Here is a 25,558-nt window from a genome sequence, read left to right as displayed (position 1 = left end):
TCGGTTTCCTTTAGGCTTGTTCAAGCATTGCTGCTTCAATCAAAGCACGAGTATAAGACTGTTGTGGCTGGCGAAACACCTGCTCTGTTTCACCTTGCTCGACCACTTGTCCTTGTTTCATAACCATAACTCGATGAGCTAACGCCCGAATAACGGCTAAGTCATGGCTAATAAATAAAAAGCTTAAATTATGTTGAAGTTGCAAATCACGCAGTAGTTCTAAAAGTTGCTGTTGTACACTTCGGTCTAGGGCTGAAGTAGGTTCATCTAGGACAATAATTTTAGGCTTTAGCACGATAGCACGCGCAATCGCAATACGTTGACGTTGACCACCAGAAAACTCATGCGGATAACGAAAACGACTTTGTACATCGAGGCCAACTTCATTGAGTACTTCACAGACCCGTTGCTCAACCTGTGCTGCGGTTAGATTAAAATGTAGCTGTAGACCCTCGCTAATGATTTCCATGACCGACATTCGAGGGCTTAAGCTGGCGAAGGGATCTTGAAATACAATTTGCAAATTTTTACGCAGCGGGCGCATTTGGTTTTGAGTCAGTGATTCGATATTCTCGCCATGATAAACAATGTTCCCCTTCGAACGTTGCAATTTTAATAAAGCCAAGGCTAAGGTACTTTTGCCACTACCGCTCTCTCCGACAATGCCAAGTGTTTCACCACGCTTAAGTTCTAAACTTACGCCATCCACCGCTTTTATATAGGCGCTAGTCCGCTTAAAAAATCCAGTTTTCAATGGAAACCAAACTTTCAAATCTAGCGCCTGCAAAACCGTTGGCCCCGATACTGCGGGTAAGTTACTAGGCTTAGGTACCGCATTAATCAACATTTGTGTATACGCTTCTTGGGGCGATTCAAAAATGTGCTTAACCTCACCCTGTTCAACAATGTGGCCATTTTGCATTACCGCAACTCGGTCAGCATAGTTTCGAACAATATTCAGATCATGACTGATGAGCAATATTGCCATGCCTAATTTACGTCTTAACTCATCCAGCAAGTTTAGGATTTGTTGTTGAATGGTGACATCTAGTGCGGTTGTTGGTTCATCAGCAATCAACAATTTGGGCTCATTGGCTAAGGCCATCGCAATCATAACCCGTTGTCGTTGGCCACCACTGAGCTCATGCGGGTAACTATTTAGGCGTTGCTGTGGGTTCTCAATTCCAACCAGTTCGAGTAATTCAACGCAGCGGACACGAGCTTGGGCGGGGTTTAAACCGCGGTGCAAAAATAGCACTTCATTAATTTGTTTTTGCACCGTATGCAAAGGGTTTAGCGAGGTTAGAGGTTCTTGAAAAACCATTCCAATCTGATTACCACGCAGCGCTTGTAGTATCTGTTGCGGTTGATTTAATAACTGTTTTTGCTCTAAGTAGATATCTCCCTTTACCCAAGATCCTTCGCCGAGCAGCGACAATATTGATAAAGCACTAACAGACTTTCCTGACCCACTTTCACCAACCAACGCAAGTACTTCACCAGCTTCAATTTCAAAGCTAATGTTGTTTACGACTTGAGTGTCACCAAATCCAATCTGAAGATCATTAACAGTGAAAAGCGCCATGTTTAGTACCTCCCTCTGGGGTCAAAGGCATCGCGAGCTGCTTCACCAATAAAAACCAATAGCACTAACATAACCGATAAAGAAAAGAACGCAGTCAACCCCAGCCAAGGTGCTTGCAGGTTATTCTTACCTTGAGCTACTAGCTCTCCTAAGGATGGAGAGCCTGGGGGCAGACCAAAACCTAAGTAATCCAGACCCGTTAATGCTGTTAGACCTCCGATAAAAATAAACGGTAGGAAAGTCATGGTCGCAATCATGGCATTTGGAAGAATATGTTTTCGCATAATACTGCTATCCGTCAGTCCCAGAGCTCGAGCAGCTTTGACGTACTCCAAGTTGCGACCACGTAAAAATTCAGCTCGCACCACATCCACCAAAGACATCCAACTAAACATCAACATAATTCCCAGCAACCACCAAAAATGGGGCTGGACTAAACTGGCAAGAATGATCAGCAAAAACATTTGTGGCATGCCGGACCAGATCTCAATAAAACGCTGGCCAATTAAATCAACTTTTCCACCAAAGTAACCTTGAATTGCACCAACTGTCACTCCAATAATCGACGAGGCTATACTCAATACCAAGGAAAATAATACCGAAATTCTAAATCCATAAAGAAGTCGAGCGAACACGTCGCGCCCTTGATCGTCAGTACCTAAAATATTGACACGACTTGGTGGAGACGGTGCTGGTTGTTTTAAATCAAAGTTGATGGTGTCGAAGCTAAACCTAACCAAAGGCCAGTAAATAGAGCCCTCAGCATTTATCAGATCTTGAATGTAAGGATCTCGATAATCGGCTGCTATTTCAAAATCACCGCCGTAATCCAGCTCGCTATAATCAAACAACACTGGAAAGTGCCATTGAGATTGGTAACGGACGACTACGGGTTGGTCATTGGCAATAAACTCAGCAAATAAACTCAGACCAAACATGATGCAAAAGATCCACAGGCTATAATAACCGCGACGGTTATTTTTAAACTGCGTCCAGCGTCGTTGATTAAGCGGATTTTTTCTAATTTTCTGCCACTGTGTCACTAAGCCCATATTAAGCTCGGCTCTCAAAATCGATACGCGGATCGATAAATGTATAGGTCAAGTCACTAATGAGCTTAAGTACTAGTCCTAGCAGAGTCGACATGTACAGCGTCCCAAAAACAACCGGGTAATCTCGATTAACAACCGATTCAAATCCAAGTAATCCAAGCCCATCTAGCGAAAAAATCACTTCAATAAGAAACGAGCCGGTTAAAAAGATGCTAATAAGGGTTGCGGGTAATCCCGAAATGACCAGCAACATGGCATTACGAAATACGTGCCCGTACAACACTCTATTTTCGCTTAATCCTTTGGCCCTAGCGGTTAATACATATTGTTTATTAACTTCATCAAGAAACGAGTTTTTGGTTAGCATGGTTAACGTAGCAAAACTACTAATCACCATTGCTGTGACTGGCAAGGCTAAATGCCAAAAGTAGTCTATGATTTGCTCGCCCAAACTTAATTGGTCGAAGTTACTTGAAACGAGGCCTCTTAGTGGAAACCAACTAAAGTAGCTGCCTCCAGCAAACACCACGATTAGTAGGATCGCAAAAAGAAAGTTAGGGATGGCAAAACCAATAGTGACAATGGTTGAACTCCACACATCAAAGCGGCTGCCATGACGAACTGCTTTTTTAATTCCTAAAGGAATTGATATGCCATAGACCAATAATGTCGTCCATAGACCTAGTGAAATGGAGACTGGCATTTTATCTAAGATAAGGTCGATAACAGAACGTTCCCGATAAAAGCTATCGCCAAAATCAAAACGTAAGTAATTCCAAAGCATGCTGAAATAACGTTCATGCAAGGGTTTGTCAAATCCATAAAGCTGCTCGAGTTCATCGATTAGCTCCGCAGGCATCCCTTGCGCACCTCGATATTTACTAGTGCTATTGTCACTGCTTGAGGACGAAACTTCGCTGCTAGCCCCCGCATCAACTCGCTGCAAGCTAGATGTCGAATAGCCTTGCAACTTAGCCAAGGCTTGATCAACCGGGCCACCAGGCGCCGATTGAATAATGATAAAGTTTAAGGTCATGATCCCTAACAGAGTTGGGATCATCAACAATAAACGTCTGAGAATATAGTGCGCCACTTAAGCTCGATTCCAGTCTAAACTATTCAACCCACCAACTGTTTAACTCGATATTGTACTTTGCGCTGTTTTCCGGGCGTTTTAGCTTACCCCAGTAAGCAACCCGCCATGTATTGAGGTGGAATTGCGGTACAACGTAATGTCCCCACAGCAACACTCGGTCTAAGGCACGAGTGGCTTGAACCAGCTGCTCGCGATCATCAGAATGGATTAGTTCTTCTATAAGCGCATCAACAACCGGACTCTTAATACCAATTAAGTTGCGACTTCCGGGTTTGTCTGCGACCAAGCTGCCCCAAAACTCACGTTGTTCGTTGCCCGGAGAATTACTCTGCGCGAACACATACGTCATCATATCGAAGTCATAGCTTTGAATTCGATTAATAAACTGCGAAATATCAACCAAGCGAACTTCGGTTTTTATACCCACTTTTTGAAGGTTTCGAGTAAAAGGAAGTACGATACGCTCTGAACTTTTATCCCGAATCAAGAATTCAATTTCGAATTGCTCACCCTCGGCATTAAGCAATTTACCCTTATCTAAGGCCCAGCCAGCTTCTTTAAATAAGCGCAAAGCTTCACGCATTTCTTTACGAATAGTGCCATCACCTGAGGTGCGGTTGACTTCAAAAGGCTGGGTGAATAGTTGCTCGGGTAACTGGTCTTGATAGGCTTCCAACAGCTTTAGCTCACGTCCTTCAGGTAACCCTGAGGAAGCAAGTTCAGAGGCGGCAAAAAAACTATTGGTTCGTTTATAAGCACCATAAAACAATTGGTCGTTGGTCCATTCGAAATCAAACAATAAGGAGATTGCTTCGCGAACCCGAATATCACTAAATTTGTCTTTACGTGTGTTGAAAACGTAGCCTTGCATGCCTTGTGGGTTAAGGTTTGCGATTTCCTCGCGTATTACCCGACCATCTTCAAATTGTGGACCGGTATAGGCTGTCGCCCAGTTTTTAGAGCTATTTTCTAAGCGAAAATCGATTCGGCCAGCTTTAAATGCTTCAAGAGCCACTGATGAATCGAGGTAATATTCGTAATTTAAGGTTTTAATATTGTTTTGACCGAGATTCACCGGCAGCTTTGCTCCCCAGTAGTTGGGGTCCAACTCATAAGTCACACTACGACCCGCATCAAAGCTTTTTAAAGTGTAGGCACCTGAACCCATTGGTATCGTAAGGTCAGCCTTAGTAAAGTCCCGTTCTTGCCAGAAATGTTTAGGTAGTATTAGCAACTGGCCCAAAATCAATGGGAGTTCTCGGTTGTCACCATTCTCGAAATTGAATCGAATACTGCGATCCGACTCGACCTCGATGGAGCTTATTCCACCATAATAGGAGCGATAAAACGGCGTGCCATTTTCAAGTAAAGTATTAAAGCTAAATTCAACATCTTGCGCGGTAACCGGCATTCCGTCTTGGAACTTTGCATCGGGGTGAAGATTGAAACGCACCCAAGTATTATCGTTGGCTAAATCGATGGTTTGGGCTAATAAGCCATAGTAGGTAAAAGGTTCATCGCTATTACTCGTCATTAAACTATCGTAGACAAGTCCGACGCCTGCTGCTGGAGTACCTTTGACGACAAAACCATTAAAAGTATCAAAGGTGCCAATGCTAGCAAATGTCACATCGCCTTGCTTTGGCGCATTAGGGTTTACATAAGCAAAATGCTCAAAGTCCGCACTATATTGCGGAGCCCCATGCATGGCTATAGCATGGCTACGAACATAATCTTGCGCTTGTGCATTAACACTAAAAACAATCCAAATAAGTGTAATGATACGCAGCATAGCAAAGGTCCCTTATCGATGAATCGAAATGATTACCTAAGTTATAACCGACTCAGGAGAAAAAGATAAGCCTTGTAATAGCTAAAGCACCGTTATTTATCTAAGAAAGGTTAATAGATGCTTAAAATAGCGTCGAAATCGAGCGTTTTGAGGCAGGACAGTCTGCGCTACTCGCTAAGACTTCGCTAAAAAGAGAGGCGGTTTTGTTTTTGATACTTGGCAATATAGCGAGCCATAGCATCGGCGGGTAAGGGTTTACTGGCTAAATACCCCTGATAAAAGCTGCATTCCTGCTTGCGTAAGAATTCAAGTTGCTGCGGTGTTTCAACCCCTTCCGCGGTTACTGTGTAACCAAGGTGCCTTGCGATCGCGAGAACCGCTTCAACAATAGCCATATCTCTGGTATCACGCGGAATATTACAAATGAAACTACGATCAATTTTAAGCTCATCAACTGGCAATTTTTTAAGATATGACAAAGAGGAATAACCAGCCCCAAAATCATCAATAGTAAATCGAAGTCCCGCTTCCTTGAGTTGTTCCATCTTACGCACGGTTTCTTCTGCATGCCCCAAAACTACTGACTCGGTAATTTCTAAATTGAATCGAGCCGTTTCAAGCGAATAGCGGTTCATGATTTCTTCGACTTGTTCGACAAAATCAGGATGGTGAAACTGTTTGGCACTCACGTTAACTGATAATTCAGGCAAGGTCAGTCCCATTTCTTGCCACTTGGCCATGTACATAAAGCTTTGGTCTAACACCCACATCCCAATATCTATAATGAGATCGCTTTCTTCTGCCATGGGAATAAACTGGTCCGGAGATACAATGTTTTTCCCCTCAGGCTTCCACCTAACTAGCGCCTCTGCACCAATCAAACTGCCTTTACTTACCAGATGCTGCGGTTGAAAATAAAGCATCAGCTCTTGGTTATTTAAGGCATTTCGAAGATCGTTATTCATTTTCAAACGTTTGTCAGCTTGACGTTGCATACGCTCGTCAAAAAAGATAACTGTTCTACGCCCTGCAGATTTCGCCTGATACATGGCAGTATCAGCTTGTTTTAGAAGATCCTCTGCGGTTTGCCCTTTTCCAGGAAATAATGATACGCCAACACTGGCTCCAATATGCAAGGACTGGCCTTCAAAAGGATAAGGTGCTGAAAGCTTTTCGATGAGTCGCTTAGATACAGCGCCAGCCTGCAGCTCTGCATGTGGTGGGCTGTCTCCTAAGTTAGCCAACATAATCACAAACTCATCGCCACCTAAACGAGCTAACACATCACCTTGTCGAGAAAGAAGCTTTAAACGCTTGGCTACTTCACGTAACACCCAATCGCCAGCGGCATGTCCTAAGGAGTCATTGATATTTTTAAAATGGTCTAAGTCGACAAACAGCAAGGCACCGATAAACTTTTCGTTTCGCGCTCGAGTAAATCCAGTTATCAGCTCTTCTTGTAACTTCCTGCGATTTGGGAGGCCGGTTAGCTCATCAAAAAACGCTAAGTTTTCGATTTGCTTGTCACGAATCAAACGGGCACTGATATCCTGACAATTAACTAAGTATTCGCTTACCTCGTCATTTTTGTTACGTAGTACTGATATGGTTTCTAACTGTGTATAAAGTTCACCATTTTTTCGTTGTCGTTGTTTTTGCTGGTGCAAAGCCGAACTCTGATGCTGGGCCGCATAAAAGTAACCCTCAGGTTCCTCAAATATGTCGTTAAGTCGACGGCCAATGAGCTCGTCAAGACGATAACCGGAGTGATTCAAAAACGCACGATTGACGCGACGTATTACCAGTGATGGATCACTGATCACCATCCCTAAGTTAGATTCGAATGTCGCTTCAGACCACCGCACGTGCTCTTCATTTCGGATGGAAAGCAGCTCATTGCCAAAACGCACTCGAAAGAGCTCTAAAATATTAGATAATGCTTGATAGTCCACTTGGGAGTGTTTGAAACTAAAACAGATAAAGGCATTGAGCTTGCTTGACAATGGATCTAAACGCCATGCATAAAACGACTGCTGATGGGCTCCATCTGGAGTAAGCGACGGTAAGTTTTGGTAAGTGTGTTGACCTTGGGTTTGAAGCTGTTTTAGTAAATCAATTGGCGAGTAACAATGATCAATTTGTCCGGTTCCATCATCCCATGTTGCAATATGAAAATGTTCGCCAGGCCCATGTTCGCCAACCCTAACCAAGCTTGCATGACTAAACTTAAAGCTGTCGCTTAGTAAAGATAAGCCGCTTTCAAAAAATGCTCGGCCGGTAACGGTTGCTAGGGCAATCGCCGCCTCAGTTTCCAGTGTTGAAAACTGAGAACTATCAACACGTTCTGACTTCCTTTGTGAACTTAAGAGCTCATGCATAAGGGCTCTTTTTATAAGTTTCGGGCAATGCAAAATCTACTATTAGGGTATTCAATGACCAGAATAAGAGTTGATTCATCAAAATCCAATAGCTGGAGCAATATTTAAAGCTTAATTAGTAAAATATGCGAGCTTAAGCCTATTATCTATACAAAAGCTGCGAAAATGACCGCTTTATCCCTTCAAATGTGCCGATTAAAATCACTAAGAGCAAGAAATTATGTCACTAAACTATGACTACTTTGTTCCTAATCACAGAATTCATCTGAACCGATACGCTCTAAAGGTAAACGTGATCTAGTTCTCTTTATTTGGGGACCAAACGATTAAGCTGAAAGTGCATACCAAGTCTATTAGGAGGGCAAATATGCAAATAGATATCGCCAGTAAAACGGTTACTATTTCTGAACATCTTCGCGAAGACATTCGGCAACGTTATAGCAAGCTTGCTAAGTCACACGTGCCTCTCATCAGCCCCCAATTCATCATCACAACCGTCACCGATAAAGTAAAAATTGAAGCCAAGATAGGTATACCTAATGGGCAGCTGTTTGCGAGTGATGCGCATCAGGACATTGGCCCCGCGGTAAACGCTTTGTTTCATAAACTAGAGCGACAACTTCTTAAGCATCAACAGCGCAGCAATGATCATCGCGCCAATCGAGATTTAAAGCAGATGACTCCCGAGTTAGAGCCCGATATTGCCTAAATATCATTTTTAAATGACTTTAAATGCGATAATGCCCACGTTTCACTTGACATCAACGTGGGCAATTCATATTTTGTAACTATGAAAATATATCTTTCGCTCGTGTTTACTTTCTTTTTTACACACCTTCATTGGTGAGGCTTGGTGTTAAAAAGAAATTAAACCCAAAGCCTCCTAACTGGAGGCTTTTTTTTTAGCCACTTTATGGAAATACTAGGAACGCTAAATGCCATCTCTTCAGGACATACGCGAGAACATCACGGATCTGGATCAAAGCATGCTCGAAATACTGAGCAAAAGGCGATTACTAAGTATTGAAGTAGCGCGCAGTAAGTTAAAAAACCCCAAAGCAGTGCGCGACCAACAACGTGAGCAAGAGTTACTACTAAGGCTGATTGCGCAAGGGCGAGAGTTGGGTTTAGATGCGCACTATGTGACGCAGTTATACCACACCATTATTGAAGACTCAGTTTTATCCCAACAAGCCTATTTGCAAGGGCTGAGTAACCCTCAAGACCCTGAAGTTTCGCTCAAAGTTGCCTTCTTAGGTACTAAAGGTAGCTACAGTAATATCGCGACTCACCGCTATTTTTCTCGTTATCAAAAACAAATTGTAGAAATTGGGTGTAGTGGTTTTCAGGAAACGGTAGATACAGTTGAAGCAGGCCTAGCTGAATACGCATTGTTACCCATTGAAAATACGAGCTCAGGTAGCATTAATGAGGTTTACGATGTTCTGCAACAGACCACCCTTTCTATCGTTGGTGAAATCACGATAAATATTGATCATGCGGTACTGGTTAAAGCAGGAACCCAACTTAGCGAGCTGCATACCTTATATGCTCACCCACAACCCTATCAACAATGTAGTCGTTATTTACGCACGCTATCCGGTATTAAAGTAGAGTTCGTTGATAGCTCGTCCACTGCGATGCAAAAAGTTAGAAACTCTAAAGATGCTGGTGTTGGGGCTCTCGGTAGTCAAACTGGTGGTGAAATGTATCAGCTCGATTCACTTGCCAACGGCATTGCCAATCAACAACAAAATCAAACTCGCTTTATTATTGTCGGTCGTAAACCGGTTGAAGTTGCCGAGCAGGTGCCCGCGCGTACTACCTTTATTTTATCGACAGCCCAAAAAGCCGGGTCTTTGGTAGAAGCATTGCAGGTGTTGCGTGAACATAATATCAACATGAGTAAATTGGAATCCCGTCCTGTACAAGGCAATCCGTGGGAGGAGATGTTTTATGTCGACGTCTCAGCTAACGTTAACTCGGCTCCAATGCAAAGTGCTCTCGCCGCTTTATCTCGCCTGACCCGTTACATAAAAGTATTAGGGTGCTACCCAAGTGAAAATGTAGACCCTACTCAAGTCCCCTTTGATGCTTTAGTTCAAGTTCAAGAAAACGAGCACAGTCTCATTCACGAACCTAGTGAAAGCTATAGTTTATCGTCTCGACAACACAAACCAGAGAATAGCGTAGTTCGAGTCGGGCAAGTTGAATTTGGCAAAGGCCATTTCGTGAGTATTGCTGGACCAGCGGCGGTGGAGTCCAAAGAACAGTTGGAAGCCTGCGCCCGCCATATTAAAGAAAGCGGCGCGGCTATTTTGCACAGTTCTTGTTTCCACAACTCGCATAGTCCTTATGGTTTCCAAGGTATGGGGAACGAGGGGCTAAGCCTGCTCAAACATTTTGGACAAAAATACCACCTACCTACCGCCACTGAAGTTCAGTTTTTGGAGCAGGTTCAGAACTTGGGCTCGCAAGTTGACATTTTACATGTGCGCGGGGAGCAGATGCAAAACTTCAATCTGCTAAAAGAACTGGGGCTAAGTACCCGTCCTGTCATTCTTGAACGTTCACAAATGGCATCAATTGAGGAATGGCTATACGCAGCGGACTATATTTTGGCACAGGGTAATCAACAAGTTATATTGTGTGAGTCCGGAATTCGTACCTTTGAAGGACAAGGGAAAGCAACCTTAGACTTAGGTGCAGTAGCCCTGCTTAAAGAACGCACTCATTTGCCCGTGATTATTAATCCAATCGAAGCAATTGATGACTTAACCCAACTTCCTGCGCTATGTAAAGCAGCCAAAGCGATTGGTGCGGATGGTGTTTTGTTACTGAGCCATCCAAGACCGACTGAAGCCAAAATACAGCCTAGCAAAAGCCTCGATTTCGATGCTTTTTCACAGTTATTATCTGGCTTATACAAATAGCCTTACTGTTGACTAATGGCGTTTATCAAAGACGCCGTTATGGCTTTATCTATCGGCAAAGCTTGCGAGAAGTAGTAGCCTTGTTGAAAATCACAGCCCAAGTTCTGCAGCTCCAAACTGGCCACATTGGTTTCTACGCCTTCTGCTACAACGCTACAATCGAGAGCATGGGCTAGATAGATGGTCGAACGAACAATGGAATGTTCGGTGTTTCCATTTTGCATATCCATAATAAATGAACGATCGATCTTAATTTGATGAATTGGAAGTTCACGCAGCAATGACAAAGAAGAATAACCAGTACCAAAATCATCTACGCTGAATTCGAAACCAAGTTTTGATGTCGCCATCATATTCGTTTTAACCAGCTCCAAATTACTCATCATGGCGCTTTCTGTAACTTCAAAAACAAATTTTTCTGCTTCTGAAGATGCTTGGCCAAATTCTTGTTGCATATGCTTAACTACGTTTTGGTTTTGCAGGTCTCTAGCAGACAGATTGATATGTATACGAACGTCCATACCTGCATTAATCAAGCGTTGCCGGTCTTGGCGACACTGCTTTAAAACCCACTTACTAATATCGTTGATCACCGAGCTTTGTTCTGCGATGGGAATAAATAAATCTGGCGCGATAAAGCTACCATCACTTTGAGGCCAGCGAATAAGTGCCTCCATCCCGTGCAGCTCATGATTCTCGGAGTGAACGATTGCTTGATAATGCATCTCAAATTCATCGTTGTTTAACGCACTCTCCAAGCGGCTAGCGATTTGGAGTTTAGCACTAGCGTCTTTATTTAGACCACTATCAAACACCGCTAGTAAACTCGCTTTCCGCTTTGACTCATACATCGCGATATCAGCTTGACGAAGCAGCAATGTACTCTCTTGCGCATGTTCAGGACACAAACTAACACCAATACTCATACTGGTTGTAAGTGACAAACCTTGAATCTCAATTGGTTGTTTTAAAGCCATGTGAATATCTGAACAAATGCTTTCTAAGTCTTGGTGTCGAGTTGAATTAACGATAAGGGTAAATTCATCTCCGCCGATTCGGGAGAATAGTACCTCTGTTGGTAAGATAGCGCGGATGCGTTTGGCGAGTTCAACTAATAATTGGTCGCCATAGTAATGGCCAATCACATCATTTATTTGTTTGAAATTGTTTAAATCAAGCAGCAACAGGGCAAACGGATGTTTGGCATCAATTTTTTCAGACAAATGGTGTAAAAAACAACTACGGTTTGGGAGGCCAGTGAGGCTGTCATGCTTGGCGTTGAAGTGTTCTTGTTCAGCAATTTTGTCAATTTTAACGATGCTATTCAAACTAAAGTTGACCACGATAACAACGAATAGACCACCAAAAAAGAGTAGTAAAGCCAGGACAGTATCGATGAACTGAACTTGATTTATTCTTAGCAGGTAAATAGCGAAGGCTATGTACGCAAAGACAAAGCCGATGATGAGCGCGCTTAGGAACTTCCAACCTGGATTCAAGTCTATAGCACAGATTCTTAAGCTCGGTTTTATAGCCCATAAAATGAAAGCAAGGCCGACGACAACTAAATTTAAGGCGAGCATCTCTGCCATTAATGGGGTCCTTTATACAAATCCATCACCCAAAAGAAATGTAATTTAGCCGATCACTTGCGCAACAAAGCGTCTCAACTACTATGTCGAACACCCTCTTATTAGAGCCGCTACAAATACAGTAACGACTCTGAATCAAACGATGACACCTGACTTTAAAATCGACCTGGGCCGCGTCCACCGCCCATTGGAGGCATTCCACCACCTCCCATCCCACCAGGCATCATACCTTGCATTTTACCCATCATTTTACGCATGCCACCTTTGCCTTTCATTTTTTTCATCATTTTTTGCATTTGGGTAAATTGTTTAAGCAAACGGTTTACGTCCTGGATCTGCGTACCTGAACCTGCCGCAATTCTACGCTTACGAGATCCTTTGATGATCTCTGGTCGAGCTCGTTCACCTTTTGTCATGGAGCTAATCATAGCTTCCATTTGTATGGTCATTTTGTCGCCAACTTGGTCTTTCATTGCGTCAGGAATTTGCCCCATTCCAGGTAGTTTATCCATCATACCCATCATGCCGCCCATATTGCGCATTTGTACCAACTGTTCTCTAAAGTCTTCCAAGTCAAAGCCTTGGCCTTTTTGGACTTTAGTTGCCAATTTTTGAGCTTGTTTCTTATCAACCTTGCGTTCAACTTCTTCTATCAGCGAAAGCACATCGCCCATGCCTAAGATACGCGAAGCAATACGGTCAGGATGGAAAGGTTCTAAAGCGTCGGTTTTTTCCCCAACCCCCATGAATTTGATAGGTTTACCGGTAATATGGCGAATAGACAGTGCAGCACCACCTCGAGCATCACCATCGGCTTTGGTCAATATCACGCCGGTTAAGGGAAGTGCTTCGTTGAAGGCTTGAGCGGTATTTGCTGCGTCTTGACCGGTCATCGCATCAACAACAAACAGAGTTTCAATTGGGTTTACGGCTTGATGAAGGGCTTTGATCTCGTCCATCATATCGCTGTCAACATGCAGGCGACCCGCGGTGTCGACTAATAGTACATCCGCAAATTGGGTACGGGCTTGCTCTACTGCCGCTTCAACAATGGCTATTGGTTGTTGATCAACACTACTTGGAAAGAAGTCGACTCCAACCTCAGTGGCTAAGGTTTCAAGCTGCTTAATTGCCGCTGGACGATATACATCGGCGCTGACAACCATCACTTTTTTCTTATGACGTTCTTTTAGAAACCGAGCCAATTTAGCGACACTAGTCGTTTTACCAGCACCTTGTAAACCAGCCATCATCACTACAGCTGGAGGCTGGCTAGCAAGATCGAGCTCTTCATTAGCTTCGCCCATAGCCGAAACCAGCTCGCTTTGAACGATTTTAACAAAGGCCTGACCTGGACTTAGACTCTTATTAACGTCTTGTCCTAAGCCTCGCTCTTTTACTTTTTTTACAAACTCTCGTACAACTGGCAGGGCCACATCGGCTTCAAGTAGCGCCATACGTACTTCGCGCATTGTATCTTTGATATTGTCTTCAGTTAGACGACCGCGCCCGCTAATGTTCTTTAGCGTATGGGAGAGACGATCCGAGAGATTCTCAAACATGGATATTCCTATAAGTCAGTTCGGCAACACCGAGTAATTACCCGCATTATACCCCCCAACAGCGCATAGCAACAAATCTCTGTTTTTGATCACTATCACCTACGGCGGCTTCTGGTTATACTGCATCATAATTTTTCGTCAGCAACGACTTATTTCATGGAATGGCTTTCGCTTTTCAGCGCGATATTATACGCACTTGCAATTTACCTTTGTTTTCAGGAGCTAGGTTCTCGCAGGCAGGGTAAAAAAATGCTGCTTTTGAGCCTTGCGGGCGTTGCTATGCTGGCGCATGGCATATGGATATACAAGCAACTCTTCTCCCAGTATGGCCAAGACTTAAGCCTGACTAATGTTTCTGCCTTAGCTAGTTTATTGATTGGCGTCGCTTTAAGTGGATTTGTTGGTCGAAGTAAAGTGCTGTTTATGTTGCCTTTGGTCTATGCCTGCGCAATTCTAACTATCGCTTTAGCATTTTTTTTCCCTGACCAATACATTGTTCATTTCGAGCTTCGTCCTCAAATTGCCTTACATATCGGTTTATCGTTATTAGCCTTTACGGTGTTTGCTTTGGCTTGCTTGTTTGCAATCATGTTCGCCTACCTGAACTGGAACTTAAAACACCACAGTGTCGCCGCTATCCATCCAGCCTTACCACCACTAATGAGTATTGAAGCTTCACTGCTAAAATTGATACGCATCGGTTTTGTTTTGTTGAGTTTGGCATTAATCAGTGGTTGGGTATTTTTGGATAGCTTCTGGAATAGTGGCCACTCTCACAAAGCGATACTAACTAGTCTTGCGTGGCTGGTTTATGCAGTGTTGTTGTGGGGACGATACCAACTAAACTGGCGCGGGACACGACTCATTGTGGGCACGATTAGTGGCTTTGTTTTGCTGACCCTAGCGTACTTTGGGTCACGATTTGTGCGCGAAGTATTGATAAATTAGTCGAACTTGATTAGAAATCAATGAAGTTTGATTGAATTTGTTTGATTCTGAACGCATAACACGCTAGTTTGATCTTTCTATAAATACATAGGAAAACCCTCTTGGACGACATATCGACGAGTATATTGTTTTTAATACTCGCGCTACTTATCTGCTGTTCGGCTTTTTTCTCAAGTTCAGAAACTGGCATGATGAGTCTCAATCGCTACCGCCTACGTAATCTCGTTAATGAAAAAAACCGCTCTGCCAAACGGGTTGATCGCCTACTTCAGCGTCCTGACCGTCTAATAGGGCTGATTTTGATCGGCAACAACCTAGTAAATATTTTGGCTTCCGCTATCGCTACCGTCATTGGCTTACGCCTTTATGGTGATGTTGGAATCGCGATTGCGACCTTCGTATTAACTTTTGTTATCTTAATTTTTGCTGAAGTCACACCTAAAACGATGGCAGCAGTTTATCCTGAACGGATAGCATTTCCCGCGTCCATCATTCTGCGGCCCTTGATGGTGGTTTTGTACCCCTTCATTTGGCTCGTTAATGGGATTTCCAATAACATACTTAAAGTATTCGGTTACAACCCTGAAGCCGGATCAGACAGTGCATTAAGCTCAGATGAGTTACGCACGGTGGTCAATGAAGCGGGAGCGATGATCCCACAGCGTCACCAAGACATGCTGGTTAGTATATTGGATTTAGAAAAAGTTACGGTTGACGACATCATGGTGCCGCGTAACGAAATTGCAGCAATCGATATCAACGATGATTGGGAACAAATTTCGCGACAGTTGATTCAAAGTCCTCATACTAAACAATTACTTTTTCGGGACAGCATCGATGATTCGGTTGGTTTTGTTCACGCCCGTGACGCGCTTCGCCTGATGGCTCGAGACCAGTTTGATAAAAATAACCTGCTTCGCGCAACCAAAGACATCTACTTTATCCCTGAAGGTACGCCGCTTAATGTTCAACTGCTCAAGTTTCAACGCAATAAGCGTCGTATTGGCTTGATCGTAGACGAATATGGCGACATTCAAGGCTTGGTCACCTTAGAAGATATACTTGAAGAAATTGTTGGCGATTTTACCACCACAATTACCCCGCAACCGAGTGATGAAATTCATCCTCAAATTGACGGCAGCTATTTACTCAATGGTAATGCCAATATTCGCGATATCAATAAAGAAATGGGCTGGCATCTGCCCACCAATGGCCCTAAAACAATTAATGGCTTGATTGTTGAGTATCTTGAAGACATCCCAGATGCGAATATTAGTTTGCGTTTGGCAGGATATCCTATGGAAATTCTTGAGATAGAAAACAACACTGTACGCCAAGTACGGGTTATCCCTAACCTATACCAAAAACCCAAATCGGATTAAACGTAATAAAAAAGCCGAAGCGAATGCTTCGGCTTTCTGCTAACTGGGCTTGATTAAGATTGAGTAAAAATAGCCTCTATCGACAAACCTTGTTGTGACAAAACATCTTTTAATCTTCGCAGTGCTTCGACTTGAATTTGACGTACCCGTTCACGAGTTAAGCCTATTTCACGGCCTACATCTTCTAGGGTTGACGCTTCATAACCCAATAATCCGAAACGACGCGCTAATACTTCTCGCTGCTTGGGATTAAGCTCTTCAAGCCAATGGATAATACTGTTCTTCATATCATCGTCTTGGGTTGAATCTTCAGGGTCTAGCTCACTATCATCGCGCAATATATCGAGTAAAATCTTCTCTTTGTCACCACCAATGGGCATATCAATTGAGCCAATGCGCTCATTAAGCCGTAACATTTTGGCGACGTCTTCGGCGGGCTTATCGAGTCGCTCAGCGATTTCTTCGGCAGTGGGCTCATGATCGAGTACTTGGGCTAATTCTCGCGCAGTGCGCAAATAGATATTGAGCTCTTTAACTACATGAATAGGCAAACGGATGGTGCGTGTTTGGTTCATGATTGCCCGTTCAATGGTTTGACGAATCCACCACGTAGCATAAGTAGAAAAACGAAAGCCTCGCTCAGGGTCAAATTTTTCGACAGCTCGAATTAAGCCAAGATTACCCTCTTCGATTAAGTCCAATAAGGCCAAGCCACGATTGTTATAACGGCGGGCAATTTTAACGACTAAGCGTAAGTTACTTTCGATCATGCGTTGTCGCGCAACTTCATCGCCAAGCAATGCCCGGCGGGCATAGAGTACTTCTTCTGGGGCGGTGAGAAGCGGCGTATAGCCAATTTCACCAAGGTAGAGCTGAGTAGCATCGAGATTTCGCCCAGTTGGCGCATTTGCTACGGAATTGGTTCTGGAATTCTTAGGTACTTTGACTTCAACGCGGGTTGTTTCTTCAAGTGCGTCGGTATTCAGTTCTACGGCATGTTGGACCTGAGCCATGGTAAGACCTCCCTAAAAAGTGGATTCGCGCCGCTAATTTTTTAATACTAGCTGCGACGTCGATCAACGTTTCGGTAGATACTTCATCGGATCTACCGACTTTCCTTTATACCTTATCTCAAAATGTAGGCGGGTACTGCTGGTGCCCGTGTCACCCATATCAGCAATGTGCTGACCTGCTTTTACACTATCCTTTTCTTTTACACGAATTAAACTGTTGTGTGCGTATGCGCTCAGAAAATCGTCATTATGTTTAACTATAACGAGTTGTCCGTAACCGCGCAAAGCACTGCCCGCGTAGACAACTTTGCCTGGGGCGGACGCCAATATCTTTTGGCCTCTATTGCCTTCGATATCGATGCCCTTGTTCCCACTTTCAGCAGCTGAAAAACCCTTTATAACTCTGCCACTGGTTGGCCATCGCCACGTTTTTACCGCAGCACTTGTTGTTGATTTGTTAACTGCTTGGGATTTATTAGCGTATGCTTTTGAATTATTTGATTCAAGTGATTTGTTGGTTTTTTTTTGAGCAACTGGTTTACTCTGGGTTTTGGCACTACTCGCTTTAGCTGTAGCTTTAGTAGATGAATTGCTATTCGTTGCAGGCTTAGTTGCGCCTAATCGTAATTTTTGTCCAACAAAAATTGTATAGGGCGGTGCGATGTTATTCCGTTGAGCCAAGGTCTTGGGATCAAGCCCTGCTCGCCATGAAATAGAATAAAGAGTGTCACCCTTAGCAACCGTATACAAATTGCTGGAGATGCTGCCACGAGTCTTACTGGTGTACTTTCCTGCGTCTTTAACGGGTGCAGCACGATCGTTACTACACCCGGCAAGCATAAAGCCGAGGGTTAGTAAGCAAAGGGTGCGACTAAACAACATAAATACCGTAGCGAATTAGGCTAACTCTCCATTGACCAATGGTACAAACCTTACTGCCTCGACAATACGCTGCTCAAATCCACCTTGGGTTTTATCTACTTGCAGCAGGTTTTGTGAATGCTCGCCCACTGGAATGATTAAACGACCACCGACTTCAAGTTGCGCTACAAGATCCATCGGCAATTGGGCTGCTGCAGCGGTGACAATGATGGCATCAAAATTAGCGTGTGCTGGCCAACCTTTCCAGCCATCACCGTATTTGGTTTTCACATTGTGTAGATCTAGCTTTTGCAAACGTCGCTTCGCTTGAAACTGCAAAGTCTTGATGCGCTCTACACTATAAACCTGCTCAACTAGCTGGGCTAATACCGCCGTCTGATATCCAGAACCGGTACCAATTTCCAAAACTCTTTTCGGCGAAACTTGCATCAACAGTTCACTCATCCGCGCCACAATATAAGGCTGAGAGAGTGTCTGACCTTGGCCAATAGGCAAGGCGGTATTGTCCCATGCTTGGTGGGCAAGCGCTTCGTCAATGAAGAATTGCCGAGGCGTATGTGCTATCGCATTGAGTACCTCAGACGAGCTAATGCCTTGAGAGCGAAGATTAGCAACCAAAGCCTGACTATTAAGTGTTGGGGCCAATTGCATTCTCTAATCTCCTTGTCGAGCAACGCTAAAAGCTATGGGGTTATGCGCTGGGTACATCTGTGCTCCGCCGCTCCTGTTCATCTAATATACACAATTCTCGTAATACACTGGTGGCGTAACAACCTTTTGGAAGGCTGAAATTTAGCCATAAGTCGCCGGCTTCAAACTTCCACTGTAATTGTTCAGGGCGTAATCGGTTCGCCCTACGTTCCATTCTTAATCCTGCAGCGGACAATCCTTTGACAAACTCAGGGTAACTATCTGCGACTTCAGACTCCGATAATTGTGCCTGAGCTTGGGTCGGTAGTTCGCCTTTACCAAATAAAGGCCCGCTAATATCAACTTCACCGTTATCGATACGCTTTTGACTGTTAGTGTCATTAATCGGATTACAGAAAAATGCACTTTTACCCACAAATTGCAGGCAATCGCCGTTAAGCCCTTGGTCCCAGGTTTCATTTTCGATGCGTTTACTGACACACTGATTAAACAGGAAACTACGCGCCGCTGACAAGTAAATTGATCTTTTTTCGCGGTCTCTTACCTTTTTCCCACCAAACATTTCCAAGGCACGGTCCAAATTTTGAGCTCGATGCCCAAAACGTTGCTCACCGAAGTAGTTAGGAACACCATGATCCTTAATCGCTTGTAGTCGTTGTTCCAATTCATGTCGGTCGCTGACGTCGCGTAACCTAATTTCAAAGCGATTGCCGCTTAAAGCGCCCCGTTTCAATTTCTTGTTGTGACGGGCAATATCTAGAATCTGAAGCCCTTCTTGCACTTTTGGACCAAGCTTAGGATTATCAATGCCAGGAAGTTGAATACTAAACCATTGTTCAGTCACTGCATTTCTGTCTTTGAGTCCGGCATAGCTCACGACTTTAATCGAACATTCCAAGCTTTGCGCTAGGATCCGAGCCACTGCAGTGGTGTTTAATCCAGTTTTTTGCACCTTCACTAACATGTGCTCACCGTCACCGGAGAATTCAAAAGGTAACTCTTCAAATACTTTAAAATCTTCAGGGACTAGCTTAAATCCAAGTACTTGTTGAGGAACGCCTAATCGGTATGCCCAATTGATATTCATTGATTTGTCTCTAGCAAAAGTATCACCGCATGGCAGGCAATGCCGAGTTTCTCTCCGGTAAAACCAAGTTTCTCTGTCGTTGTTGCTTTCACATTAAGCGAAGATATGTCGCAGTTCAAATCTGAGCTTAGACATTCGCGCATAGCGCTAATATGAGGCGCCATTTTTGGTGCTTGAGCGATAATAGTAAGGTCCGCGTTAGCGATGCTATAGCCTCTTTCTTTGGCTTTTTGCATCACATCACGTAGTAGTTTTCGGCTATCAATACCAGCATACTGAGGGTCATTGTCAGGATAAAACTTACCGATATCCCCGAGCGCCAATGCCCCTAAAATTGCATCGCAAAGTGCGTGAATGAGTACATCACCATCGGAGTGAGCGACAAAGCCTTGTTCATAAGCAATTGGAACACCACCTAAAACAATGGGTCCATCGCCACCGAAACGGTGTACATCATAGCCGTGTCCAATTCTAAGCATGTTTGTTTCCTAGCTGATTGTCTAAATAAAATTGCGCCAAGGCTAAATCGTTGGGCCGGGTAATTTTCAGGTTGTCATCATGTCCTTCGACTAAACCAACGGCATAGCCTGCAAACTCCATCGCCTGAGCTTCATCAGTGAGGCCAATACCAGCAGCTAGCGCAGACTCTATCGCTTCTGTTAAGAGCTCACTTTTAAACAGCTGTGGTGTTTGTGCATGCCATAACTGATTGCGCTCAACCGTGGTTTCAATTCGAGCCTCAAAATCACCACGTTTCATGGTATCGCGGACTTTACTGGCTAATATAGCGCCATGCTTAAAGTGCTCTAAACTGTCGATCAGTCGCGTGATATCGCTAGTGCGAAGACAAGGTCGTGCTGCATCATGGATCAGAACCCATCGATGGCTAGGTAAGGATTTGAGCCCTGCTAAAACGCTATCATAGCGTTCATCTCCGCCCAACACTGTTTTCAAGGGGGTAGACAATTGCACTGCCATCTTTTCGAATTCGACATCGTTTGGGCTTACCACAACGATGATTTCGCTAACCAATGGATGGGTGTCGAAAACAGCCAAGGTATGCTCTAAAACCGACTTACCTTGCAGTTGCATATATTGTTTGGCTTGCTTAGATTGCATGCGCTGGCCAATCCCGGCAGCAGGTATAACAGCAGTAAAACTGATCAAGGTTATCTCTTTACTAAGCAGAGGGTTAATTAGGGTTGCGAGACGATTCGATAGAAGGTCTCACCTTCACGTATCATGCCAAGTTCATTGCGAGCATGCTCTTCAATAGCATCTAAGCCCGTTCGTAAATCGTTAATGTCCGCTTGAATGACTGTATTTCGCTGCCCAAGCTGCGCATTACTCTCTTGCAGATGCTCAACTTCTTGGAGCATAGACGAGTAATCATGTATGGAATTTTTACCAAACCAAAGGTGATATTGAAGGCCGGCTAGCACCACCAATAGGATGGCTGTAATCATGCGCACAAAAGTAGACTCAGCTTGATAAATCGTGTGCAGATATTCCCATAAAGCACGTCAGAATGCTAGATTTTGGCTCATTCAAGCGCTTAGTTGTACAAATTTCGATGCGCTATGGGATTGCGAGCAAAAAAAAACGCCCCATAGTTATGGAGCGTTTCGAAGCTTAGTTTCTAATTCGAAAGAATTATTGACCTTTAACTTCTTTAAGACCGTTGTATGGTGCTTTTGAACCTAGCGCTTCTTCGATGCGAAGCAATTGGTTGTACTTAGCAACACGATCAGAACGGCTCAATGAACCAGTTTTGATTTGGCCAGCAGCCGTACCAACAGCTAGGTCAGCAATTGTTGCGTCTTCAGTTTCGCCTGAACGGTGAGAGATAACAGCTGTGAAACCAGCATCTTTAGCCATTTTAATTGCAGCCAAAGTTTCAGTTAGAGAACCGATTTGGTTGAATTTAATAAGGATAGAGTTTGCAATGCCGTTATCGATACCACGCTTAAGGATCTTGGTGTTAGTTACGAACAAATCGTCACCAACCAATTGGATTTTATCACCCAAAAGTTTAGTTTGATGTGCGAAACCATCCCAATCAGACTCATCAAGGCCGTCTTCGATAGAAACGATTGGGTACTGTTCAGTTAAATCTTTAAGGAAGTAGTTGAACTCTTCAGAAGTGAATTTCTTGCCTTCACCTTTAAGGTCATAGATGTTTGCTTCTTTGTCATAAAACTCAGACGCAGCACAATCCATCGCTAGTGTGATGTCTTTACCCAGCTCGTAACCAGCATTTGCTACTGCAACTTTAATTGCCGCAAGTGCAGCTTCGTTCGAAGCAAGGTTAGGAGCAAAACCACCTTCATCACCAACAGCTGTTGAGTGACCGTCTGCTTTAAGAACTTTAGCTAGGCTATGGAATACTTCAGCACCCATACGAAGACCTTCGCGGAAGTTTGGAGCGCCTACAGGCTGAATCATAAATTCTTGAATGTCTACAGAGTTGTCAGCATGCTCACCACCGTTGATGATGTTCATCATTGGAAGAGGCATAGAGTAAACACCAGAAGTACCGTTTAGGTCAGCAATGTGAGCATATAGTGGTACTTTCTTAGAAATTGCAGCAGCTTTAGCAGCAGCTAGAGAAACAGCAAGGATAGCGTTAGCGCCAAATTTTGCTTTGTTTTCTGTGCCGTCTAAATCAATCATGATTTGGTCAAGTTCAGCTTGAGCCAATGCGTCTTTACCATTGAGGGCTTCAGCAATTGGGCCATTTACAGCTGCAACAGCTTTAAGTACGCCTTTACCTAAGTAACGTGCTTTGTCGCCGTCACGAAGTTCTAGTGCTTCGCGCGAACCAGTTGATGCGCCAGAAGGAGCAGCAGCCATACCTACAGAACCATCTGCAAGATGAACTTCTGCTTCTACAGTTGGGTTACCGCGAGAATCCATGATTTCGCGACCAAGTACTTTTACAATTTTAGCCATTTGTAGCTTCCTCTAATTAAATAGTATGGTTATTTTTCTACATCAAATTCAGGTTCACCGCGATGGAAATCGCCCGCAGCTTTAATAAAGCCTGCAAAGAGAGGGTGTCCATCACGTGGCGTTGAGGTGAATTCCGGGTGGAACTGCGCCGCAACAAACCAAGGGTGATTTGGATTTTCAATTACTTCGACCAGCTTCTTGTCTGACGACAGTCCGGTCACTTTTAAACCTTTACTGACAATCTTAGGCAACAGGTTATTATTAACTTCATAACGATGACGATGACGCTCATGAATTTTAGCACCGCCATACATATCATAGACCTTAGAGCCTTTCTCTAGATGACAAAGTTGAGCGCCTAAACGCATCGTGCCACCCAAATCTGAACTTTGAGTTCTTTTTTCTAATTTGCCTTCTTCATCGGTCCATTCAGTAATCAAACCGACAACAGGATAAGGGGATGCAGAATCAAATTCTGTAGAGTGAGCCCCTTCTAGCCCTGCAACGTTGCGAGCATACTCAATAAGTGCTACTTGCAGACCTAAACAGATACCTAAATACGGGACTTTGTTTTCTCGCGCATATTGGGCCGCGGAAATTTTACCTTCAACGCCGCGCTCTCCGAATCCGCCAGGAACCAAGATAGCATCAAAGCGCTCAAGGATAGCCACGCCCTTTACTTCTACATCTTGAGAATCAACATATTCAATCTTGACACTTAAGCGGTTTTTTAAGCCCGCATGTTTAAGCGCCTCGTTTACCGATTTATAAGCATCTGGCAGCTCAACATATTTACCCACCATACCGACGATAATTTCATCCGTTGGGTTGGCTTCTTCATAAATCACTTGTTCCCATTCGCTAAGATCAGCAACCGGGCACTCAAGACCAAAGCGGCTCGTCACTAATTGGTCAAGGCCTTGCGATTTTAGCAACGCTGGGATTTTATAAATGCTGTCGACATCTTTCAACGAGATAACCGCGCGATCTGCAACATTAGTAAATAAGGCAATTTTGGCTCGTTCGTTAGCCGGAATTGGGCGATCACTTCGACAAATCAAAATATCCGGTTGGATACCAATAGAACGCAGCTCCTTCACCGAGTGTTGGGTCGGCTTAGTTTTAACTTCACCCGCCGCTCCAAGGTATGGCACCAAAGTTAGGTGCATATACATGGTACGATCGCGTCCAAGTTCAGTGCCGAGCTGGCGAATGGCTTCCAAAAATGGTTGAGACTCAATATCGCCCACTGTGCCGCCAATTTCTACAATTGCGACATCAACACCTTCACCACCCGCGATAACCCGTTCCTTAATCGCGTTGGTAATATGTGGGATAACCTGAATGGTTGCACCTAAATAATCTCCACGACGCTCTTTACTCAGCACGTCAGAATAAACACGTCCAGTCGTAAAGTTGTTGCGTTTGGTCATACGGGTGCGAATAAAGCGCTCATAGTGCCCAAGGTCTAAGTCGGTTTCAGCACCATCGTCCGTGACAAACACTTCACCATGCTGGGTCGGGCTCATCGTACCTGGGTCGACATTAATATATGGGTCAAGCTTCATTATCGTAACTTTCAGGCCACGAGCTTCTAAAATTGCAGCTAAAGAGGCTGCTGCAATCCCTTTACCAAGAGAAGAAACTACGCCACCGGTGACGAAAAGATATTTTGTTGTCATTTTGAACCTGAAATTCTGGGTGATAAGTGGGTATCAAGTGATACTAGGGACGGGGGCATAGTATAGCAAAGACCACTTATTTCACAATATCGCTAAATGTAACAATCCTCCGCTTTCACTTTGTTGTTGTAAATCAATTTTAGTAACTTTCTTTCACTTTTCGCCAAAGTGCGTCCAATTGCTCTGGATCGAGTTGCTCCAATTGCTGTTGTTGTTCAAACGCTAATGCTTCGACACTTCGAAAGCGCTTAGCGAACTTCAAAGTGGCTTGACGTAAGGTTTGATCAGCGTCGACCTTAAGGTGACGAGCCATACTGACACAGCTTAACATCAAGTCTCCTAGCTCCTCTTGGCATGCTTTTGCATCATTTTCTGCCAATGCTAACTTAAGCTCATCAAGCTCCTCTTGTAGTTTTTCAACAACGCCTTGAGATGATTCCCAATCAAAGCCAACTTTTGCAGCTGCTTTGCCGGTTTTTTGTGCCAATAATTGTGCAGGCATAGTTGTAGGAATATTGTCTAAAGCACTATTGCTGGTAATCCCTTTGGCAGTGCGTTCGCGTTGTTTTTCAGCTTCCCAATTTTCGTGGATTTGCGCTTCGTTCTCAAATTGCTGCTCGCCAAATACATGCGGATGGCGGCGAATCAGCTTTTCGCAAATTCCAGCAATCACATCATCAAATACAAAATCACCCTGCTCTTTTGCAAACTGAGCGTAATAAACGATTTGAAATAGTAAATCTCCAAGCTCCAACTTCACTTCCGAAAAATTTTTGCTTTCCAACGCCAGCTCAATCGCTTCAGCAACTTCGTAGGTTTCTTCGATTGTATGATGAACAATGCTTTGCCAGTCCTGTTGCTGATCCCAAGGACAACCTTCGCTCGGGTCGCGCAAAGATTGCATGATATCGAGCAAGCTTTGCATGCTATAGGGGGCTTGCGGTGCTTTCATACTTGATTAGAACTCCGTC

21 protein-coding genes and 1 other annotated feature are annotated in these 25,558 nt (G+C 44.0%); of the genes, 4 read left to right on the top strand and 17 right to left on the bottom strand.

The window, feature by feature from the left end:
- Positions 1-10: 10 nt before the first annotated feature.
- From DBZ36_RS09515 to DBZ36_RS09495, 5 genes are all read right to left on the bottom strand, one after another.
- Entirely contained in the window at positions 11-1,585 is a 1,575-nt protein-coding gene (locus DBZ36_RS09515) for an ABC transporter ATP-binding protein (RefSeq protein WP_120354713.1), read from the bottom strand.
- Between the two features lie 2 nt (positions 1,586-1,587).
- Entirely contained in the window at positions 1,588-2,637 is a 1,050-nt protein-coding gene (locus DBZ36_RS09510) for an ABC transporter permease (RefSeq protein WP_120354712.1), read from the bottom strand.
- A gap of 1 nt (position 2,638) precedes the next feature.
- Entirely contained in the window at positions 2,639-3,730 is a 1,092-nt protein-coding gene (locus tag DBZ36_RS09505) for a microcin C ABC transporter permease YejB (RefSeq protein WP_120354711.1), read from the bottom strand.
- A gap of 22 nt (positions 3,731-3,752) precedes the next feature.
- Positions 3,753-5,525, bottom strand: a complete 1,773-nt coding sequence (locus tag DBZ36_RS09500; RefSeq protein WP_120354710.1) for an extracellular solute-binding protein — start codon at positions 5,523-5,525, stop codon at positions 3,753-3,755.
- A gap of 185 nt (positions 5,526-5,710) precedes the next feature.
- The gene (locus DBZ36_RS09495) at positions 5,711-7,903 is read right to left on the bottom strand and encodes a putative bifunctional diguanylate cyclase/phosphodiesterase (protein WP_120354709.1); all 2,193 of its coding nucleotides are present in this window, start codon (positions 7,901-7,903) and stop codon (positions 5,711-5,713) included.
- 367 nt (positions 7,904-8,270) lie between these two features.
- Here DBZ36_RS09495 and hpf point away from each other — a divergent pair, with 367 nt between their 5' ends.
- On the top strand, positions 8,271-8,612 hold the full coding sequence (gene hpf / locus DBZ36_RS09490) for a ribosome hibernation-promoting factor, HPF/YfiA family (protein ID WP_120354708.1): 342 nt from the start codon (positions 8,271-8,273) through the stop codon (positions 8,610-8,612).
- Positions 8,613-8,698: 86 nt separating this feature from the next.
- Positions 8,699-8,807 (top strand) — a sequence feature (Phe leader region).
- Between the two features lie 31 nt (positions 8,808-8,838).
- Complete coding sequence (locus DBZ36_RS09485; RefSeq protein WP_120354707.1) at positions 8,839-10,836, top strand: chorismate mutase; 1,998 nt, start codon at positions 8,839-8,841, stop codon at positions 10,834-10,836.
- Between the two features lie 2 nt (positions 10,837-10,838).
- Here the strand turns inward: DBZ36_RS09485 and DBZ36_RS09480 are convergent, their stop codons facing one another.
- Entirely contained in the window at positions 10,839-12,428 is a 1,590-nt protein-coding gene (locus DBZ36_RS09480) for a putative bifunctional diguanylate cyclase/phosphodiesterase (RefSeq protein ID WP_120354706.1), read from the bottom strand.
- A 155-nt stretch (positions 12,429-12,583) separates the two neighbouring features.
- Positions 12,584-13,990, bottom strand: coding sequence for a signal recognition particle protein (gene ffh, locus DBZ36_RS09475; protein WP_120354705.1), 1,407 nt, complete (start codon positions 13,988-13,990; stop codon positions 12,584-12,586).
- A gap of 249 nt (positions 13,991-14,239) precedes the next feature.
- Here ffh and DBZ36_RS09470 point away from each other — a divergent pair, with 249 nt between their 5' ends.
- Together DBZ36_RS09470 and DBZ36_RS09465 are read left to right on the top strand one after the other, a co-directional pair.
- Complete coding sequence (locus DBZ36_RS09470) at positions 14,240-14,938, top strand: cytochrome C assembly family protein (RefSeq protein ID WP_158589063.1); 699 nt, start codon at positions 14,240-14,242, stop codon at positions 14,936-14,938.
- Between the two features lie 101 nt (positions 14,939-15,039).
- Positions 15,040-16,320, top strand: coding sequence for an HlyC/CorC family transporter (locus tag DBZ36_RS09465; RefSeq protein ID WP_120354703.1), 1,281 nt, complete (start codon positions 15,040-15,042; stop codon positions 16,318-16,320).
- Between the two features lie 53 nt (positions 16,321-16,373).
- On the opposite strand, the gene rpoS is transcribed toward DBZ36_RS09465, so the two are convergent.
- The 10 genes from rpoS to mazG form a co-directional block, all read right to left on the bottom strand.
- Positions 16,374-17,333, bottom strand: coding sequence for an RNA polymerase sigma factor RpoS (gene rpoS / locus DBZ36_RS09460; protein WP_120354702.1), 960 nt, complete (start codon positions 17,331-17,333; stop codon positions 16,374-16,376).
- A 63-nt stretch (positions 17,334-17,396) separates the two neighbouring features.
- A complete protein-coding gene (locus DBZ36_RS09455) occupies positions 17,397-18,215 on the bottom strand; it encodes a peptidoglycan DD-metalloendopeptidase family protein (protein WP_120354701.1) in 819 nt (272 codons plus the stop codon).
- A 15-nt stretch (positions 18,216-18,230) separates the two neighbouring features.
- The gene (locus tag DBZ36_RS09450) at positions 18,231-18,866 is read right to left on the bottom strand and encodes a protein-L-isoaspartate(D-aspartate) O-methyltransferase (RefSeq protein WP_120354700.1); all 636 of its coding nucleotides are present in this window, start codon (positions 18,864-18,866) and stop codon (positions 18,231-18,233) included.
- Between the two features lie 40 nt (positions 18,867-18,906).
- Positions 18,907-19,953 carry a tRNA pseudouridine(13) synthase TruD gene (truD, locus tag DBZ36_RS09445; protein WP_120354699.1) on the bottom strand — a complete coding sequence of 349 codons (1,047 nt, stop codon included), beginning with the start codon at positions 19,951-19,953 and terminating at the stop codon, positions 18,907-18,909.
- Entirely contained in the window at positions 19,950-20,432 is a 483-nt protein-coding gene (ispF, locus tag DBZ36_RS09440) for a 2-C-methyl-D-erythritol 2,4-cyclodiphosphate synthase (protein ID WP_120354698.1), read from the bottom strand. Before ispF ends, truD begins: the two co-directional genes overlap by 4 nt.
- The gene (gene ispD / locus DBZ36_RS09435; protein ID WP_233558116.1) at positions 20,425-21,120 is read right to left on the bottom strand and encodes a 2-C-methyl-D-erythritol 4-phosphate cytidylyltransferase; all 696 of its coding nucleotides are present in this window, start codon (positions 21,118-21,120) and stop codon (positions 20,425-20,427) included. The genes ispF and ispD overlap by 8 nt, the downstream gene beginning before the upstream one ends.
- A gap of 29 nt (positions 21,121-21,149) precedes the next feature.
- A complete protein-coding gene (gene ftsB / locus DBZ36_RS09430; protein WP_120354696.1) occupies positions 21,150-21,419 on the bottom strand; it encodes a cell division protein FtsB in 270 nt (89 codons plus the stop codon).
- Between the two features lie 187 nt (positions 21,420-21,606).
- Positions 21,607-22,905 (bottom strand): phosphopyruvate hydratase, encoded by a 1,299-nt coding sequence (eno, locus tag DBZ36_RS09425; RefSeq protein WP_120354695.1) that lies wholly within the window; start codon positions 22,903-22,905, stop codon positions 21,607-21,609.
- Positions 22,906-22,934: 29 nt separating this feature from the next.
- Complete coding sequence (locus DBZ36_RS09420; protein WP_120354694.1) at positions 22,935-24,587, bottom strand: CTP synthase; 1,653 nt, start codon at positions 24,585-24,587, stop codon at positions 22,935-22,937.
- Positions 24,588-24,726: 139 nt separating this feature from the next.
- Entirely contained in the window at positions 24,727-25,539 is an 813-nt protein-coding gene (gene mazG / locus DBZ36_RS09415; protein ID WP_120354693.1) for a nucleoside triphosphate pyrophosphohydrolase, read from the bottom strand.
- Positions 25,540-25,558: the final 19 nt, after the last annotated feature.

This window comes from Alginatibacterium sediminis, from assembly GCF_003610775.1.
Taxonomy (GTDB): domain Bacteria; phylum Pseudomonadota; class Gammaproteobacteria; order Enterobacterales; family Celerinatantimonadaceae; genus Alginatibacterium; species Alginatibacterium sediminis.
The sequence above is the reverse complement of the archived record's forward strand: the minus strand, read 5'-3'. Positions and strand labels throughout refer to the sequence as shown.

Excerpts from the sequence above, each read along its gene's own strand:
- DBZ36_RS09515 (WP_120354713.1), bottom strand. The coding sequence starts at position 1,585 with ATGGCGCTTTTCACTGTTAATGATCTTCAGATTGGATTTGGTGACACT.
- DBZ36_RS09510 (WP_120354712.1), bottom strand. The coding sequence starts at position 2,637 with ATGGGCTTAGTGACACAGTGGCAGAAAATTAGAAAAAATCCGCTTAAT.
- DBZ36_RS09500 (WP_120354710.1), bottom strand. The coding sequence starts at position 5,525 with ATGCTGCGTATCATTACACTTATTTGGATTGTTTTTAGTGTTAATGCA.
- DBZ36_RS09495 (WP_120354709.1), bottom strand. The coding sequence starts at position 7,903 with ATGCATGAGCTCTTAAGTTCACAAAGGAAGTCAGAACGTGTTGATAGT.
- hpf (WP_120354708.1), top strand. The coding sequence starts at position 8,271 with ATGCAAATAGATATCGCCAGTAAAACGGTTACTATTTCTGAACATCTT.
- DBZ36_RS09485 (WP_120354707.1), top strand. The coding sequence starts at position 8,839 with ATGCCATCTCTTCAGGACATACGCGAGAACATCACGGATCTGGATCAA.
- DBZ36_RS09480 (WP_120354706.1), bottom strand. The coding sequence starts at position 12,428 with ATGGCAGAGATGCTCGCCTTAAATTTAGTTGTCGTCGGCCTTGCTTTC.
- ffh (WP_120354705.1), bottom strand. The coding sequence starts at position 13,990 with ATGTTTGAGAATCTCTCGGATCGTCTCTCCCATACGCTAAAGAACATT.
- DBZ36_RS09470 (WP_158589063.1), top strand. The coding sequence starts at position 14,240 with ATGCTGCTTTTGAGCCTTGCGGGCGTTGCTATGCTGGCGCATGGCATA.
- rpoS (WP_120354702.1), bottom strand. The coding sequence starts at position 17,333 with ATGGCTCAGGTCCAACATGCCGTAGAACTGAATACCGACGCACTTGAA.
- DBZ36_RS09455 (WP_120354701.1), bottom strand. The coding sequence starts at position 18,215 with ATGTTGTTTAGTCGCACCCTTTGCTTACTAACCCTCGGCTTTATGCTT.
- DBZ36_RS09450 (WP_120354700.1), bottom strand. The coding sequence starts at position 18,866 with ATGCAATTGGCCCCAACACTTAATAGTCAGGCTTTGGTTGCTAATCTT.
- truD (WP_120354699.1), bottom strand. The coding sequence starts at position 19,953 with ATGAATATCAATTGGGCATACCGATTAGGCGTTCCTCAACAAGTACTT.
- ispF (WP_120354698.1), bottom strand. The coding sequence starts at position 20,432 with ATGCTTAGAATTGGACACGGCTATGATGTACACCGTTTCGGTGGCGAT.
- ftsB (WP_120354696.1), bottom strand. The coding sequence starts at position 21,419 with ATGATTACAGCCATCCTATTGGTGGTGCTAGCCGGCCTTCAATATCAC.
- eno (WP_120354695.1), bottom strand. The coding sequence starts at position 22,905 with ATGGCTAAAATTGTAAAAGTACTTGGTCGCGAAATCATGGATTCTCGC.
- DBZ36_RS09420 (WP_120354694.1), bottom strand. The coding sequence starts at position 24,587 with ATGACAACAAAATATCTTTTCGTCACCGGTGGCGTAGTTTCTTCTCTT.
- mazG (WP_120354693.1), bottom strand. The coding sequence starts at position 25,539 with ATGAAAGCACCGCAAGCCCCCTATAGCATGCAAAGCTTGCTCGATATC.